General features: G+C 57.6%; 14 protein-coding genes. 6 read left to right on the top strand and 8 right to left on the bottom strand.

The features are described from left to right. Positions 1 to 87: 87 nt before the first annotated feature. Together KP808_RS11625 and KP808_RS11620 are read right to left on the bottom strand one after the other, a co-directional pair. Positions 88 to 846 carry a TerC family protein gene (locus KP808_RS11625; protein WP_058401449.1) on the bottom strand — a complete coding sequence of 253 codons (759 nt, stop codon included), beginning with the start codon at positions 844 to 846 and terminating at the stop codon, positions 88 to 90. A gap of 43 nt (positions 847 to 889) precedes the next feature. After that, positions 890 to 1,126, bottom strand: coding sequence for a hypothetical protein (locus KP808_RS11620; RefSeq protein ID WP_057422018.1), 237 nt, complete (start codon positions 1,124 to 1,126; stop codon positions 890 to 892). A 132-nt stretch (positions 1,127 to 1,258) separates the two neighbouring features. Here KP808_RS11620 and nhaR point away from each other — a divergent pair, with 132 nt between their 5' ends. Then, the gene (gene nhaR / locus KP808_RS11615) at positions 1,259 to 2,161 is read left to right on the top strand and encodes a transcriptional activator NhaR (protein WP_058401447.1); all 903 of its coding nucleotides are present in this window, start codon (positions 1,259 to 1,261) and stop codon (positions 2,159 to 2,161) included. Here nhaR and KP808_RS11610 read toward each other — a convergent pair. Both KP808_RS11610 and KP808_RS11605 read right to left on the bottom strand, forming a co-directional pair. Next, positions 2,158 to 3,312, bottom strand: coding sequence for an MFS transporter (locus tag KP808_RS11610; RefSeq protein WP_230018515.1), 1,155 nt, complete (start codon positions 3,310 to 3,312; stop codon positions 2,158 to 2,160). The genes nhaR and KP808_RS11610 overlap by 4 nt on opposite strands. Positions 3,313 to 3,522: 210 nt before the next feature. Next, positions 3,523 to 4,032 (bottom strand): DUF1993 domain-containing protein, encoded by a 510-nt coding sequence (locus KP808_RS11605; protein WP_002553619.1) that lies wholly within the window; start codon positions 4,030 to 4,032, stop codon positions 3,523 to 3,525. Positions 4,033 to 4,186: 154 nt separating this feature from the next. Between KP808_RS11605 and KP808_RS11600 the strand changes: the two genes are divergently transcribed. Further along, a complete protein-coding gene (locus KP808_RS11600) occupies positions 4,187 to 4,849 on the top strand; it encodes a YceH family protein (RefSeq protein WP_219171533.1) in 663 nt (220 codons plus the stop codon). A 36-nt stretch (positions 4,850 to 4,885) separates the two neighbouring features. Here the strand turns inward: KP808_RS11600 and KP808_RS11595 are convergent, their stop codons facing one another. Further along, entirely contained in the window at positions 4,886 to 5,701 is an 816-nt protein-coding gene (locus tag KP808_RS11595) for a shikimate 5-dehydrogenase (RefSeq protein ID WP_219171531.1), read from the bottom strand. Positions 5,702 to 5,911: 210 nt separating this feature from the next. On the opposite strand from KP808_RS11595, the gene KP808_RS11590 reads away from it, so the two are divergent. Then, positions 5,912 to 6,268 carry a hypothetical protein gene (locus KP808_RS11590; RefSeq protein WP_002553616.1) on the top strand — a complete coding sequence of 119 codons (357 nt, stop codon included), beginning with the start codon at positions 5,912 to 5,914 and terminating at the stop codon, positions 6,266 to 6,268. Positions 6,269 to 6,440: 172 nt separating this feature from the next. After that, positions 6,441 to 6,623 (top strand): hypothetical protein, encoded by a 183-nt coding sequence (locus KP808_RS11585; RefSeq protein ID WP_005743550.1) that lies wholly within the window; start codon positions 6,441 to 6,443, stop codon positions 6,621 to 6,623. 96 nt (positions 6,624 to 6,719) lie between these two features. Here the strand turns inward: KP808_RS11585 and KP808_RS11580 are convergent, their stop codons facing one another. Further along, positions 6,720 to 7,280 (bottom strand): hypothetical protein, encoded by a 561-nt coding sequence (locus KP808_RS11580; RefSeq protein ID WP_057442399.1) that lies wholly within the window; start codon positions 7,278 to 7,280, stop codon positions 6,720 to 6,722. 267 nt (positions 7,281 to 7,547) lie between these two features. On the opposite strand from KP808_RS11580, the gene pbpG reads away from it, so the two are divergent. After that, complete coding sequence (gene pbpG / locus KP808_RS11575) at positions 7,548 to 8,483, top strand: D-alanyl-D-alanine endopeptidase (RefSeq protein WP_407692670.1); 936 nt, start codon at positions 7,548 to 7,550, stop codon at positions 8,481 to 8,483. A 71-nt stretch (positions 8,484 to 8,554) separates the two neighbouring features. On the opposite strand, the gene KP808_RS11570 is transcribed toward pbpG, so the two are convergent. Next, positions 8,555 to 9,985 (bottom strand): NAD-dependent succinate-semialdehyde dehydrogenase, encoded by a 1,431-nt coding sequence (locus KP808_RS11570; protein ID WP_044309622.1) that lies wholly within the window; start codon positions 9,983 to 9,985, stop codon positions 8,555 to 8,557. Positions 9,986 to 10,235: 250 nt separating this feature from the next. On the opposite strand from KP808_RS11570, the gene KP808_RS11565 reads away from it, so the two are divergent. Then, complete coding sequence (locus tag KP808_RS11565; protein WP_230018511.1) at positions 10,236 to 13,007, top strand: RHS repeat domain-containing protein; 2,772 nt, start codon at positions 10,236 to 10,238, stop codon at positions 13,005 to 13,007. A gap of 107 nt (positions 13,008 to 13,114) precedes the next feature. On the opposite strand, the gene KP808_RS11560 is transcribed toward KP808_RS11565, so the two are convergent. Continuing rightward, entirely contained in the window at positions 13,115 to 13,975 is an 861-nt protein-coding gene (locus KP808_RS11560) for an SDR family oxidoreductase (RefSeq protein WP_010411343.1), read from the bottom strand. Positions 13,976 to 14,044: the final 69 nt, after the last annotated feature.

The following is a 14,044-nucleotide window of genomic DNA, read 5'->3' as shown; positions in this document are numbered from 1 at the left end:
CCGCTCGGATACAGTTGTCGGCAGTGAAAATGCAAAAAGGTCGACCCGGTTTACCCGGGTCGACCTTTTTTTCAGCCTGGCCTGCTATCAGTGCGCGGAAACCTGAGCAGCAGCCTTTTTGCGTCTTGCTCTGCGTACCAGCATGTTCAGGCCTTCAATGGCTGCCGAGAAGGTCATGGCAGCGTAGATGTAGCCCTTGGGCACATGAGCGCCAAAGCCTTCGGCGATCAGCGTCATACCGATCATGATCAGGAAGCCCAGGGCCAGCATGACCACCGTCGGGTTTTCGTTGATGAACTTCGCCAGCGGGTTTGCAGCAACAAGCATCACGACGACGGCAGTGATTACAGCAATGACCATGATCGGCAAGTGTTCGGTCATGCCCACGGCAGTGATGATACTGTCGATGGAGAACACCAGATCCAGCATAAGGATCTGCACGATGGCCGCGCTCATGCTCAATGCCACGACCGAACCCAGGGCTTTCTCTTCCTCGGTCTTGACGTCCATGCTGTGGTGAATTTCCGTCGTCGCTTTCCAGACCAGGAACAGGCCACCGGCGATCAGGATCATGTCCTTCCACGAGAACGCCTGACCGAACACCTCGAATACCGGCTCTGTCAGTTGCACGATGTACGCCACGGTGCTGAGCAAGCCCAGGCGCATCACCAGCGCCATACCGATACCCAGTTTGCGCGCCTTTTCTCGTTGGTGCTCAGGGAGCTTGTTGGTGATGATCGAGATGAAGATCAGGTTATCGATACCCAATACGACTTCCATGACCACCAGTGTTGCCAGCGCGATCCAGGCTGCCGGACTTGTTGCGAGTTCCAATAGGTATTCCATAGATCACTGCCCTGCCTGAGCCAATATTAGTTGTAAGTCAGATTTATTTATCGGTCTTGCTTTCGGTTTCAGCCGAGCTTTGTGGTGGCTGCTGCACCGAAAGTTCCTGTTTTGCCTCATCAATCGCCTTGGTTGCGGCTTGATGGGTTTCGTCAATCGCCTGTTTTGCAGTGTCGGCTGCAGCATTCACCACATGCTTGGTGGATGACTCTATCTGATCGCATCCTGCCATTACCAGCAACGAGCAGCCCAGCAGTGCGGCGTAAAGGGGTTTATTCATGGCTTCCTCGGTAAGCAAGGCTGGGCGGCGTGTTCAGCCCGGCGTTGGAAACGGATTCTAGACATTTTGAAACATACGGAAAATTCGATTTTATAAGGCTTATACTTCGGTTTTACCGAATCGGCAGAAATCATGCTCAATTACCGTCAGCTTCATTACTTCTGGGTGGTAGCCAAAACCGGGAGCATCGTGCGCGCCTGCGAGCAGTTGAATCTCACCGCGCAGACCGTCAGCGGGCAGATAAGCCTGCTGGAGGCGTCCCTGGGTGTCGATCTGTTCCAGCGCGTAGGCCGGCAACTGGAAATGACTGAAGCGGGTCGCCTGGCCCTGCCTTACGCCGAACAGATGTTTCAGTTGGGCAATGATCTGGAAAACCTGCTGCGCTCGCAGCCCGATGAACAGCAATTGCTGCTGCGCATCGGCGTGGCTGACGTGGTACCCAAGTCCATCGTGTACCGGCTGATTGCCCCGACCATGAACCTCAGTGAGTCCATTCGCATCACCTGCCGGGAAGACAAACTGGAAAGGCTGCTGGCAGACCTGGCAATCCAGCGTCTGGACCTGGTGATCTCCGACAGCCCCATGCCGCAGCACCTGGATATCAAGGGCTACAGCCAGAAACTGGGAGAATGCGGGGTCAGCTTCTTTGCGACCCGTGAAGTGGCAGAACGTATCGGAAGTGGCTTTCCGCAGTGCATGCACGGTGCGCCGCTGTTGATTCCAGGCCAGGAAACCGTCGTTCGCGGCAGGCTGATGCGCTGGTTTGCCGAACAGAGCATCCAGCCGCGTATCATCGGCGAGTTTGATGACAGCGCGTTGATGAAGGCGTTTGGCAAATCCGGCAGCGGTGTCTTTGTTGCGCCCAGCGTCATCGCCGATGAGGTGCAGAGCCAGTATGGCGTACAAGTGATAGGCCACACCGATGCGGTGACCGAATCATTCTACGCCATCACCGTGGAGCGCAAGGTCAAACACCCCGGCGTTGTCGCCATCGCCGAAAGCGCACGAAACCAGCTGTTTACCGACGCAGGTTAGGCGGTAAGCGGGCCGGGATCACGTCTGATCAGCAGCACTGCCAGCACAATCGCAAGAACGATAATGCCAGCGGCGGCGAAACCGACGTTACCCAGACCGAGATGATCAATGACCCTGCCGCCGATCATCGCACCGATGCCGATGCCAAGGTTTGCTCCGGCGATGTTCAGTGACGCAGCGAACGCAGGTGCTTGCGGTGCGGCCTTGATCAACCGGACATGGCTGACCAGAAACAAGGCGGCCTGGGTGATACCCCATATTGCCAACGCGACTGGTAAGGCGAACACCGAATGAATGCTGGGCACCACAGCGACCATGCCGACTACCATGAAGGCGCAGAATACCAGGCTGGCAATCAGCGGATGCCGGTCAACCATGCGCCCGCCCAGCGAGTTTCCGAGCAAGCCGACCGCGCCAAACCCCATCAGGCACCAGCCCACCAGGCTGCCGTCGAACCCGGCGAGACGCTCCAGCATGTCCGCCAGATAGGTGTAGGCGGTGAACATGCCGCTGAATACCAGTACCGACAGCAGCACATGCCCCTGCATCATCCGGCTGCGCAAAATGCCGAACTGGTTGAGGATCGACACCGGGTTTTTCTTCGCCGCCGTCCGTGGCAGATAGACCGCCAGCAACAGTGCCTTGGCAAATGCCAGGCCGGCGAGCACCAGAAACGCACTGCGCCAGCCGAAAGCATCGGAAATCAGGGTGCCGATGGGAATGCCGAACACAGTGGCGCAAACGATGCCGAAACCGATTCTGGCAATCGCCCGACCAGCGAACTGCGGCCCGACGATGTCCACGGCGGTCTCACTGGCCAGTGCCCAGAACACCGGCAGCCCCAACGCAGGAATCAGCCGCGCCAGCCCCATCACGGCAATATTGGGTGCCAGCGCTGCCAGTACATTTGAAAAGCCGAACAGCACAAGGATGCTGATAAACAGACGCTTGCGCTCGAAACGCGAGAAGTAGGCAGTCAGAAAGGGACCGAAAGCTGCAACCGTGAATGCGAACAGGGTGACCAGCAGCCCCGCTTGCGAAACCGTGACATCCAGATCGCGGGCAACCGCAGGCAAAAGACCGACAATGACGAATTCTGTGGTCAGCACGGTAAAACCGGCGGCCGACAACAGAAGTATGGGCAACAACATGAATACTCCAGAACAACACTACAGCCCGAAAAACAGGGCTGACACCCCAACAACTCTCGTTGCCACGCTCCGCGTGGTAATACATTTCGTGACGCTCTGCGTCAGCCAATGCATGCCAATGCGGAGCATTGGCACGATAGTCAGTTGGATTTGCGCATAACGGCGAGGGACGAGAACATCAGCGAGGCTTCAGCCCCGCACGTTTCAGAATCAGAACTTGCCCATGAAGTCACGCTTGCCGATTTCAACGCCGTTATGGCGCAGCAGGTCGTAAGCGGTGGTGACGTGGAAGAAGAACTGCGGCAAGGCATAGCTGAGCAGATAAGCCTGACCGTTCAGACGCTTTTCCTTTTCGGTGCCGGGGCGCAGGACGATTTCGATACCCTCCTTGCCGTCGACCTGTTCGGGCGTGATGCTGCCGATGAACGCGAGCGTCTTGGCAAGCAGTGCCTGCAGTTCGGCGAAGGTGGTTTCGGTGTCATCGTATTGCGGGATCTCGACGCCTGCCAGGCGGGCCGAAGCACCCTTGGCAAAATCGACGGCAATCTGCACCTGACGGGTAAAAGGCAACATGTCCGGGAACAGACGCGCCTGCAGCAGCGCTGGCGGCTGGATTTTCTTCTCGGTCGCGTAGGCTTCAGCCTTGGTCAGAACATCGCTCAGCGCATTGAGCATTTGCTGAAAGACAGGAATGGAAGCGGCGTACAGGGAGATAGACATGACATATCCTGATTGAGAAAGGCGCAATTATAGACCCACCTGACGGCAAACACCGTGACACTTTTCAGCGACCCTGCAGATCAGCGCAACAGACACTGGCAATAATGTGCGCCACGCCCTACGCTGATCCACCGCCATCACTCAGGGAAGCGTCATGTCCATTGAATCGCCCTCCTCCGAATCCTCCCCGAATGCCGAGGCCCTGCAACTCAACAGCACTGAAGTGCGTGTTCTGGGCTGCCTGATCGAGAAACAGGCGACCAACCCGGAAACCTACCCGCTGACCCTTAATGCACTGGTGCTTGCCTGCAACCAGAAGACCAGTCGCGATCCGGTCATGAACCTGACTCAAGGCCAGGTCGGTCAGAGCCTGCGCGCTCTTGAGAGCCGAGGCCTGACGCGTCTGGTGATGGGCAGTCGCGCTGATCGCTGGGAGCACCGGGTCGACAAGGCCGTTGAGCTGGTCCCTGCGCAGGTGATACTGACCGGCCTGTTGCTGCTGCGCGGCCCGCAGACCGTCAGCGAACTGCTCACGCGCAGTCACCGCATGCACGATTTTGAGGACAGCGAGCAACTCGTCCATCAACTGGAACGGCTCATCGCCAGAGGCCTGGCGATGCTCGTACCCCGTCAGTCCGGCCAACGGGAAGATCGTTACATGCACCTGCTGGGCGATCCGGAGGATCTGCAGGAGCTGCTTGCAGCCCGTCAGCAAGCGCCTGAGCGTAACGCAGCAAACCCTGCTGCAAGCCAGCGTCTTGATGAGCTGGAAGCACGCGTCGCAGCCCTTGAAGAGCGTCTTGCCAGACTGGAGTGATGCCCGGCCCCGTCCGACTCTGTGTGCAGGCCACCACTAGCCGGCTCTGGCGAACGCCGCAGCCTGTTGATACTGCTCATCGGTCGGGCGGACGCCGGTATACAGCACAAACTGCTCCAGTGCCTGGATCGCCGCGACTTCATCGCCGCTCACGACGCGCTTGCCCAGGCGGCGGGCAGCCTGGATCAGCGGCGTTTCGGCCGGGGTGGCCACCACATCGAAAATCGTCTCGGCCGCATCGATGGCCTGCAAGTCAAACGACAACTCGTCAGCCTGGGCACCTTGCATGCCTAGCGGCGTGACGTTGACCAGCAAAGGTGGTCGCACGCTTCCCAGCTCCGCCTGCCAGCGAAAGCCACACGCCTCGGCCAGGCGTCGACCGGCCTGCTCATTGCGGGCCACGATCAGCCCATCGGTGAAACCCGCATCGCGCAACGCGAACGCAACCGCCTTGGCCATGCCCCCGCTGCCGCGCAGGGCAAATGCGCTACGAGGGACGGCGTGGCTCTCCATGAGTTGCGCAACCGCGATGTAATCCGTGTTGAACGCCTTCAAATGCCCGTCGGTGTTGACGATGGTATTGATCGACTGGATGGCGGCGGCGGAAGCATCAAGTTCGTCGACCAGTTCAATGCAGGCTTCCTTGAATGGCATCGAAACCGCACTGCCACGTATCCCCAGCGACCGGATACCCGCCACGGCAGCGGCAAGGTCATTGGGTGAGAAGGTCTTGTAATAGAAGTTAAGGCCCAACTGCTGATAAAGATGATTGTGGAAACGCACACCAAAGTTGCCGGGACGGGCGGCCATGGACATGCACAACAATGTGTCTCTGTTTGCAGTAATGGGCATACGGGTTTCCTCCAGACGGTAATGGCTTGAATATTCGATAAAAGCGTATGCTACGCACCAGTGAACGCGAGGACACGCGCCGCACACCTTACATAAAATTTACTCAGCACTTTCGCAGATTCTTACAATTTCGATGTCATAGTGTTATCCCGTGGCAGTGCTTGAGAGTGATGCAGGCGCGCGACAACGGGTTGAGAGCGAGGAACAATCATGATTCGTCAAATCCCCAAGATCGCCTTGTTTGTAGGTGCCCTGGCCCTTGCTGGCCAGGCGAATGCTGACCGTGGCTGGGGTGGCCCTGCCGTGGTAGGTGCTATCGTAGGCGCTGCCGTTGTCGGGGCGGCGGTATCTTCAAGTCGCGATAGAACCGTGTACGTAGAGCGCGAGCCGGTTTATGTGCAACAACAGCCGGTCTACTACGCACCACCACCGGTCTATTATCAGCCGGCCCCGGTCTACCAGGTTGTCGAGCGCTACCCACCGCCTCCACCGCCAGGCTACTACCATCGCTACGGGCCACCACCAGGCCCGGGCTATTACTACGGCCCGCCACGCGGCCGCTGGTAACCGAACAAAAAACCCGCCTCTTCAGGCGGGTTTTTCATTGCTGTGCTCACACTATCGCCTGCCAATGCAATGTGCCCGACCCTCGTTGTTATCAATGACCACTATTGAGAGTGTCGATTTCTACCTTTCCCGATCGGCCTCTACAGTAGCGGCATGGATTGAGGAGGCAGTTATGACCAAGGTACACATCATGTCCGTCGTCGGCAGTGCAGTTCCAGCGCCGCTCAGAGAGCGAGGTCTGCTGGCCTGCTGGTACCTGATTCAGGATGGCGAGCCGGTCAGCGGCCCTCTGGCGTCTTTGCCTGTCGCCGAAGAGTTGTCCCGGCAAATGCAGTGCCAGCCCCTCAACAGCTGATTTTTTCTGCGAACCTCGTGCGTTGCTCCGCACATCCCCTTGCCCGCCTCTTTGAAGGCGGGCTTTTTTTGAGCCAGGGAAAGCAGACGATCCGCCTCAGCCGCGCTCGGCCATAGCGGCATTGACCTGACAACGATGCGCCAGCTTCTGCAGGCGCTTTTCCAGTGCCATGAACACCACACGATCGGTACGACCACTGTCGAGTTCATCGATCAGGTCATTGGCAACCTGACGCAACTCGTGAGCCAGCACCACGCGATCATCGTTCAGGTCCTGTTTGTGAGACTCGAACAAACGATGCAGGTAATCCTGCAACGTGTATTTCAAGCTGTGCCGGTCAGTGGCGCGTAGATGCGTCAGATTGAGACTGATACGGCCCTGCAATTCGCTCAATTCGCCACACAGATACTGCATGCGCCGGGCATAGCCTACTTCGCGGTCGCGTATCTGCTTGCGCGCCTGCTCCGCTTCCTGCTTGCGCTGAATGGCGGGTACAGCCACGGCAACCATCAAGCCCACGATCAGGCCGATGGCCTGCATCCAGCCTGCCCAGTCACTGGGGCGCGATGTAAAGCCGACACCCAGCAGCAGGATGACAACCAGCGAAGCGATGATCACCAGTACCGCGTAATCCTTGCTGACAAACCCCTTGAGCATTGCATGACTCCTTGAATCGGTGACCTGAATGGCATGGAATGCTAATCGGTGCAGGCCTTTCACACCACGACTATTCAATTGTGGTTCGGTTTTAAACAGCTTTGAAAGCAAAAAGCCACTTAACCGCAACTTAACGAAATCCCATTTCCTGCATTTATTAATGAAACGCCCTACGACACCCATCGACATACCGCAAAGTCTGCTCATAAAATGCAGCGTTTTGACGCGATCCCTTCCATTACCACCTTTATCGAGTGAGCCTTGCTCTTGAAAATTCGTCTGTCTCTTCTGGGCCTATTATTTGTACTTACCGGCCCGGCGCTTTCCACTACCACGCTGGCAAACGAATCCGCTGTTCTGAATCGTGATCCTTCCAATCTGCACCTCGCCTCAGGCAGCGCAATGGTCATCGACCTGCAAACCGACAAGGTCCTGTACTCCAGCAACCCGGACGTGATTGTGCCAATTGCCTCGGTCACCAAACTGATGACCGCGATGGTAGTCCTTGATGCCAAACAATCGATGGACGAAGTCATACCGGTCAATATCTCCCAGACCCCGGAAATGAAAGGTGTGTTCTCCCGGGTTAAACTCGGCAGCGAAATGAACCGCCGCGACATGTTGCTGATCACCCTGATGTCATCGGAAAACCGCGCGGCGGCGAGCCTGGCGCACAGCTATCCCGGTGGTTATCCCGCGTTCATTCTGGCGATGAATGCCAAGGCCAAGGCGCTGGGCATGAAACATACCGCCTATGTCGAACCTACCGGCCTGTCGGTTTACAACGTATCGACCGCACGCGACCTCACCAAGCTGGTGATGGCGGCACGCAAATACCCGATGCTCAGTGAACTGAGCACCACCGAGCAAAAGACGGTGACGTTCCGCAAACCGACCTACACCCTGGGTTTCAGCAACACCGACCACCTGGTGCGCAAGGACAACTGGGATATCAAGCTGACCAAGACCGGTTTTACCAATCAGGCCGGCCACTGCCTTGTGCTGCTGACCAGCATGGCTAATCGTCCTGTGTCCGTGGTTATTCTCGATGCTTTCGGCAAGTACACCCACTTCGCCGACGCCAGCCGTATACGCAAGTGGATGGAAACCGGTCAGAGCGGCCCAGCGCCCGAAGTGGCCCTGCAGTACAAGAAGGAAAAGAATCTGGTCATGAGACAGACCGGTATTCAAGCCAGAGACTGAGTCACGCTGGCAACGAAAAACGGTCGCGATGCTTGCACATCGCGACCGTTTTTTATTTCCCCGAGTGGTACTCAGTTGTATTGAGTGACCAGCTTGGTATTCAGGTAGGCCTCAATGGCCTCGGTGCCGCCTTCAGAACCGTAACCGGAATCCTTGATCCCGCCGAACGGTACTTCCGGCAAGCCGATGCCCTGATGATTGATCGACAGCATCCCCGCTTCGATAAAGGTACTCAGCGCTTGCGCAGTCTTCATCGACGTGGTGAAGGCATAGGATGCCAGCCCGAACGGCACGCGGTTTGACTCGGCAATCGCCTCCTCTAGCGTGTCGAAAGGCACCAGCAACGCGACAGGGCCGAAAGGCTCCTCATTCATGATGCGCATCTGCGGCTTCAGGCCACTCAACACGGTCGGCTCGAAGAAATAGCCCGCCCCCTCGACAGCCTTGCCACCGGCAGACAGCGTCGCACCACCACGCACCGCGTCATCGATCAGATCGACCAGCGCAGGAATACGTCGATCATTGGCCACAGGGCCCATGGTGGTGCCCGCCTCCAGACCGTTACCCACCTTGATTTCGCGAGTCAGGCCAACGAATTTCTCGGTGAACGCGTCGAGTACCTTGCGCTGCACCAGAATCCTGGTCGGCGACACGCAGACCTGCCCGGCGTTACGGAACTTGGCGGTGGCCAGCACGCGAGCGGCGAGGTCGATATCCGCATCATCGAACACCAGCGCCGGTGCATGACCACCCAGTTCCATGGTTGCCCGCTTCATGTGCTTGCCAGCCAATGCGGCCAGTTGCTTGCCGACCGGCGTAGAGCCAGTGAACGTGACCTTGCGAATGACCGGATGCGGGATCAGGTAGCCGGAAATTTCTGCCGGATCACCGTAGACCAGACCGATGACGCCAGCCGGCACACCGGCATCGGCGAAAGCGCGAATCAGCTCGGCAGGCGACGCTGGCGTTTCTTCCGGGGCCTTGACGATGATCGAGCAGCCCGCAGCCAGTGCCGAGGACAACTTGCGCACCACCTGGTTGATCGGGAAATTCCAGGGAGTGAACGCAGCGACCGGGCCGACCGGCTCCTTGATGACTTTCTGTTCGATGGACACGCCCCGCGACGGCACGAGACGACCATAACTGCGACGCCCTTCTTCGGCCAGCCAGTCGATGATGTCAGCCGCCGACAGGGTTTCCATGCGCGCTTCGGCCAAGGGCTTGCCCTGCTCCTGCGTCATGATTCGGGCGATGCCGTCCGCGCGCTCACGAATCAGGTTCGCAGCTTTCTGCATCAGCTTGTAGCGATCATAAGCCGAGGTCGCGCGCCAGGTGGCAAAGCCACGCTCGGCCGCCGCCAGGGCTTCGTCAAGATCGGCGATAGCGGCATGCGCCACAGTGCCCAGCGCCTCGCCCGTCGCCGGATTGATGACTGACAACGTGCGATTGTCGCGGCTTGCGCGCCATTGACCATCGATATAAAGCTGTACGTCTGGATACATGAACAATTTCTCCATAAGTCGCTGAAAGGAACGGTGTGACCGACGGATCAGGCTCGCTGATCAGCACCGGCCATCGGCAAAAATGACAAGCACTACGGCTCGTCGATTTTGCGACGCGTCATGACGCGCGTCGACAGGCTCACAACACGTTTGAAGCCGGTGGTCTCATCGGCCTGCGCTATGCTGCACTTACGACGATACTTTACTTACATAGCCTGGACTCAAGTCACCAGTCAGGGATGACGTGATCATGAACGTACAGTCTGCCGCATTGCATCATCATACGCCCCGCCTGAGTGTCATTGAGCCACGCGGCCTGGAGATTCGCGCGATTGATTTTTGGCGCAACCAGGCCACGGACACGCCGGCAGTACTTATAAACCGCGTGGCTCATGATGCTGCCGGGCATCCGGTCAACTGCTGGGATGCAAGGCTCTGGGAAAGCCAGGCTGCCGTCAATCTTGCTACTGTGTTTTCCATGAGTGGTCAGGCGCTTTTCAGCGACAGCGTTGATGCCGGTTGGCGGCTGATGTTGGCCGGTGAAGGCGGCGAGATCGTGGCTGGCTGGGATGGGCGTGGGACTGAGCAGAGTATGCAGTATGACGCCCTACTCAGACCCGTTGCCATCATTGAAAACGGACGCTGCGTCGAGCGGCGGCAATACGGCGGGCCGGATACCAAGGGCCATAATCAGTGCGGCCAATGTATACGCCATGATGACCCGGCTGGTTCGCGAATGGATAACGAGTTCGCCTTGGCGGGTGGCGTGCTTGAACAGACGCGGCATTTCCACTTCAATCCCGAAAATGTCGACTGGCCAGAACTGCTGGCAGAACGTGACGTCTTGCTCGAATCTGGTCCAGGCGCAACTACGCGCTGGGCACACAGTCCGCTTGGCGATGTCATCTCGCAGACGGACGCGCAGCGTAACGTCCAGACCTTTGCCCATACTGTGGCAGGTCATATTGAGGCCATTTCACTTAGCCTCCCCGGACAGACAAAGCGAGTTCTGGTTCACAGTATCGATTACGACGCTCAAGGCCACGTAACCTCGGAAACGGCTGGCAACGGCGTTGTGACCAAGGCGGTGCACGACGCCGCAGATGGCCGTCTGATTGAACTCAAAGGCACACGGGCAGATGGTCAACTGCTGCAACATCTGCTCTATGACTACGACCCGATGGGCAATGTCCTGCGTATCGAGGATCGCACCCAGCCGACACGGTGTTATGCCGGTCAGCGCATTGAGCCGGTGTCGACTTATCAATACGACACGCTGTATCAGTTGATCCAGGCTACGGGCACGGAGTCTGCGAAACTCAATCAAGGCCCTGTTTTTCCATCCTTCCAGTGTCCGCTCGACCTGACGCAGCTGGCCAATTACACGCAAACCTACCGCTATGATGCGAGCGGCAATCTGTTGCAACTGACCCACACGGGCACCCAGTCCCACTCGCGCACCCTGATCACTTCGCAAACCAGCAATCGCAGCCTGCCGGTTATCAACGATCGACCGCCGGATGAAGCGGCCATCACTGCCGCGTTCGACGCCAATGGCAATCTGAATGAGTTGCAAGCCGGGCAAGCGATGAGCTGGGACTGGCGTAATCAGTTGCAGCAAGTGCGGCCGGTGATTCGGGCAGCGGGTGACGACGACAAAGAGCGCTACATCTACGACGCCAGTGGGCAACGCCTGCGCAAAATCCATACGACCAAGGCGAAAGCCGTTGTCCACAGTGCCGAAGTGCGCTACTTACCAGGCCTGGAGGTGCACAGCAACAGCGCCACAGCCGAGACTTTGCACGTTATCGTCACCCAGGCCGGGCGCAACGAGGCTCGGGTATTGCACTGGCAGGCGGGTCAACCCGAAGGACTTGAAAACGATCAGGTTCGCTACAGCTTCGCCGATCATCTGGGGTCCGGCACCCTGGAGCTGGATAACAACGCGCACATCATCAGCCAGGAAAGTTACTACCCGTTTGGTGGTACCTCGTGGTGGGCAGGGCGCAGTACGATTGAAGCCAGCTATAAAACCATTCGATATTCCGGCAAGGAACGCGATGCGACGGGGCTGTACTACTACGGCCTGCGCTATTACGCGCCGTGGTTGCAGCGATGGATCAATCCGGACCCGGCGGGCACAGTGGACGGGATGAATCTGTATCGTTTTGTCAGGAATTCGCCTTTGCGGTTTGCTGATCAACAGGGGGCTGCTCCCTACGACGTACCTATTACAGTTGTCGTTGCAAAGGACCTTTCCGAGTTCGCGCCTGAGCAGCTATCCAAAATGTATGACGTTAGGGATGTTGCCGTTTCGTTATTGGAGTTCACGCGTTCCGAGCTGCTAAAAGCATCACCGAGGCGAGGCGTAAAAAAGGCATTCGACGCAACCTTCGGTGCGCTGGATCCGAGCGCGCGCTCTGCTACGAGTATCGACGTGGAAGATTCGTTACGGCAGATGCAGGAGCTCATTGAGTCCATCGGCAGTCCAGACTCTGATCTGACGCTGTTTCTTTTTAACGGACCCGAGGACATCCTCGCATCGACTGATTTTCAAGGCGAGTTTCAGGAATCGGTCGAACGGATTGGGGTGTCAACCTCTCTTCTTGCCAACTACGATGTGCTGGAAGTTGCACGATCCCTTATTCACGAGACCTCCCATGTCCGCCTGAATACAGTGGATGCGTTTTATTATCTGACGGATGCCAGTAAGCTCCTCGTTAATGGAGCGGATGCCAAACAGGTTAAGACGTGGTCAGGCGAGTTCCGAAAGTCGTTAAGAAAAATCTCGACGCATGGCCCCAGGGAAAACCGATTCGATCCAGCCAACTATATATTCGCCATGCAGGCGTTGACCGAGAATGCGCGCACCCGAGCAGAGCGAAAACAAGAGTTCTTGAGCAACACAACGACCCGAACTTCATTATTGCTGATGAATGCCGACACGCTTTCGTCGCTTGTCATGGCGACCGGACAGCCTGCCCGATATGCGCAGACACGGATGAATCAGTCTGGAAATTAGACAATCAATGGCAGTACCCGCTTGAGCAAATACAGAGTGTCATTGACGCCTGAAAAAACGGTGCCTGTTTGAGCACCGTTTCAACAAAAAAGGCGTTGTCGGGGTAATTACAGAATCGGCTTGCCGCCCGTCACTGCATAGCGCGAGCCGGAAATGTAACTGGCTTCGTCAGAGGCCAGCAGCACATAGATCGGCGAAACTTCTACCGGCTGCCCCGGGCGTCCCAGCGGAGTCTCGCTACCGAAGCTTTTCACATCTTCGTCGGTCATGGTCGCCGGGATCAACGGGGTCCAGATCGGACCTGGAGCAACGCTGTTCACGCGGATGCCCTTCTCGCCCAGCAACTGCGCCAGACCACCGGTGAAGTTGGCGATTGCGCCCTTGGTGGTTGCGTAGGCCAGCAACGTCGGCTTGGGCATGTCCGAATTGACCGAACTGGTATTGATGATCGAGCCACCCCGCGGCATATGCGGAACCGCAGCCTTGCAGATGCGAAACATCGCCGTGATGTTGATATCGAAGGTTTTGACCCATTCTTCGTCGGAGATTTCGTCCAGCGTTTCATGCGTCATCTGGAACGCAGCGTTGTTGACCAGCACATCGATGCGACCAAACTCTGCAACGGTCTTGCTCACGATGTCTTCGCATTGCTGCTTCTGTGCCAGGTCGCCCGGCAACAGCAGGCATTTACGGCCCGCCTCTTCGACCCAGCGCTTGGTTTCTTGCGCGTCTTCATGCTCGTTCAAGTAGGAGATCGCGACCTGCGCGCCTTCACGTGCAAAGGCGATCGCGACTGCGCGGCCAATGCCGCTGTCGGCGCCGGTGATCAGCGCGATCTTGCCCTGCAGGCGTCCGGAGCCCTTGTAGCTCTTTTCACCGCAATCGGGATAGGGGTCCATCTTGCCCTGCATGCCTGGAACGTCCTGTGGCTGACTGGCAAATGGCGGCTTGGGGTATTCTTCGTTCATTTGAATAAATCTCTTTAAATAAAACGTTGTAACTGAAGTGCTGATGCCCTTGTCGATCGCCTGTGGCAG

The organism is Pseudomonas savastanoi, from assembly GCF_020917325.1.
In the GTDB taxonomy this organism is placed as follows: domain Bacteria; phylum Pseudomonadota; class Gammaproteobacteria; order Pseudomonadales; family Pseudomonadaceae; genus Aquipseudomonas; species Aquipseudomonas amygdali.
Note: the sequence above shows the minus strand (reverse complement) of the source record. Positions and strands in the feature narration are given on the sequence as shown.

What these genes read in the sequence shown, in the direction of transcription:
- KP808_RS11625 (WP_058401449.1), bottom strand. Translation starts at nt 846, where the DNA reads ATGGAATACCTATTGGAACTCGCAACAAGTCCGGCAGCCTGGATCGCG.
- KP808_RS11620 (WP_057422018.1), bottom strand. Translation starts at nt 1,126, where the DNA reads ATGAATAAACCCCTTTACGCCGCACTGCTGGGCTGCTCGTTGCTGGTA.
- nhaR (WP_058401447.1), top strand. Translation starts at nt 1,259, where the DNA reads ATGCTCAATTACCGTCAGCTTCATTACTTCTGGGTGGTAGCCAAAACC.
- KP808_RS11610 (WP_230018515.1), bottom strand. Translation starts at nt 3,312, where the DNA reads ATGTTGTTGCCCATACTTCTGTTGTCGGCCGCCGGTTTTACCGTGCTG.
- KP808_RS11605 (WP_002553619.1), bottom strand. Translation starts at nt 4,032, where the DNA reads ATGTCTATCTCCCTGTACGCCGCTTCCATTCCTGTCTTTCAGCAAATG.
- KP808_RS11600 (WP_219171533.1), top strand. Translation starts at nt 4,187, where the DNA reads ATGTCCATTGAATCGCCCTCCTCCGAATCCTCCCCGAATGCCGAGGCC.
- KP808_RS11595 (WP_219171531.1), bottom strand. Translation starts at nt 5,701, where the DNA reads ATGCCCATTACTGCAAACAGAGACACATTGTTGTGCATGTCCATGGCC.
- KP808_RS11590 (WP_002553616.1), top strand. Translation starts at nt 5,912, where the DNA reads ATGATTCGTCAAATCCCCAAGATCGCCTTGTTTGTAGGTGCCCTGGCC.
- KP808_RS11585 (WP_005743550.1), top strand. Translation starts at nt 6,441, where the DNA reads ATGACCAAGGTACACATCATGTCCGTCGTCGGCAGTGCAGTTCCAGCG.
- KP808_RS11580 (WP_057442399.1), bottom strand. Translation starts at nt 7,280, where the DNA reads ATGCTCAAGGGGTTTGTCAGCAAGGATTACGCGGTACTGGTGATCATC.
- KP808_RS11570 (WP_044309622.1), bottom strand. Translation starts at nt 9,985, where the DNA reads ATGTATCCAGACGTACAGCTTTATATCGATGGTCAATGGCGCGCAAGC.
- KP808_RS11565 (WP_230018511.1), top strand. Translation starts at nt 10,236, where the DNA reads ATGAACGTACAGTCTGCCGCATTGCATCATCATACGCCCCGCCTGAGT.
- KP808_RS11560 (WP_010411343.1), bottom strand. Translation starts at nt 13,975, where the DNA reads ATGAACGAAGAATACCCCAAGCCGCCATTTGCCAGTCAGCCACAGGAC.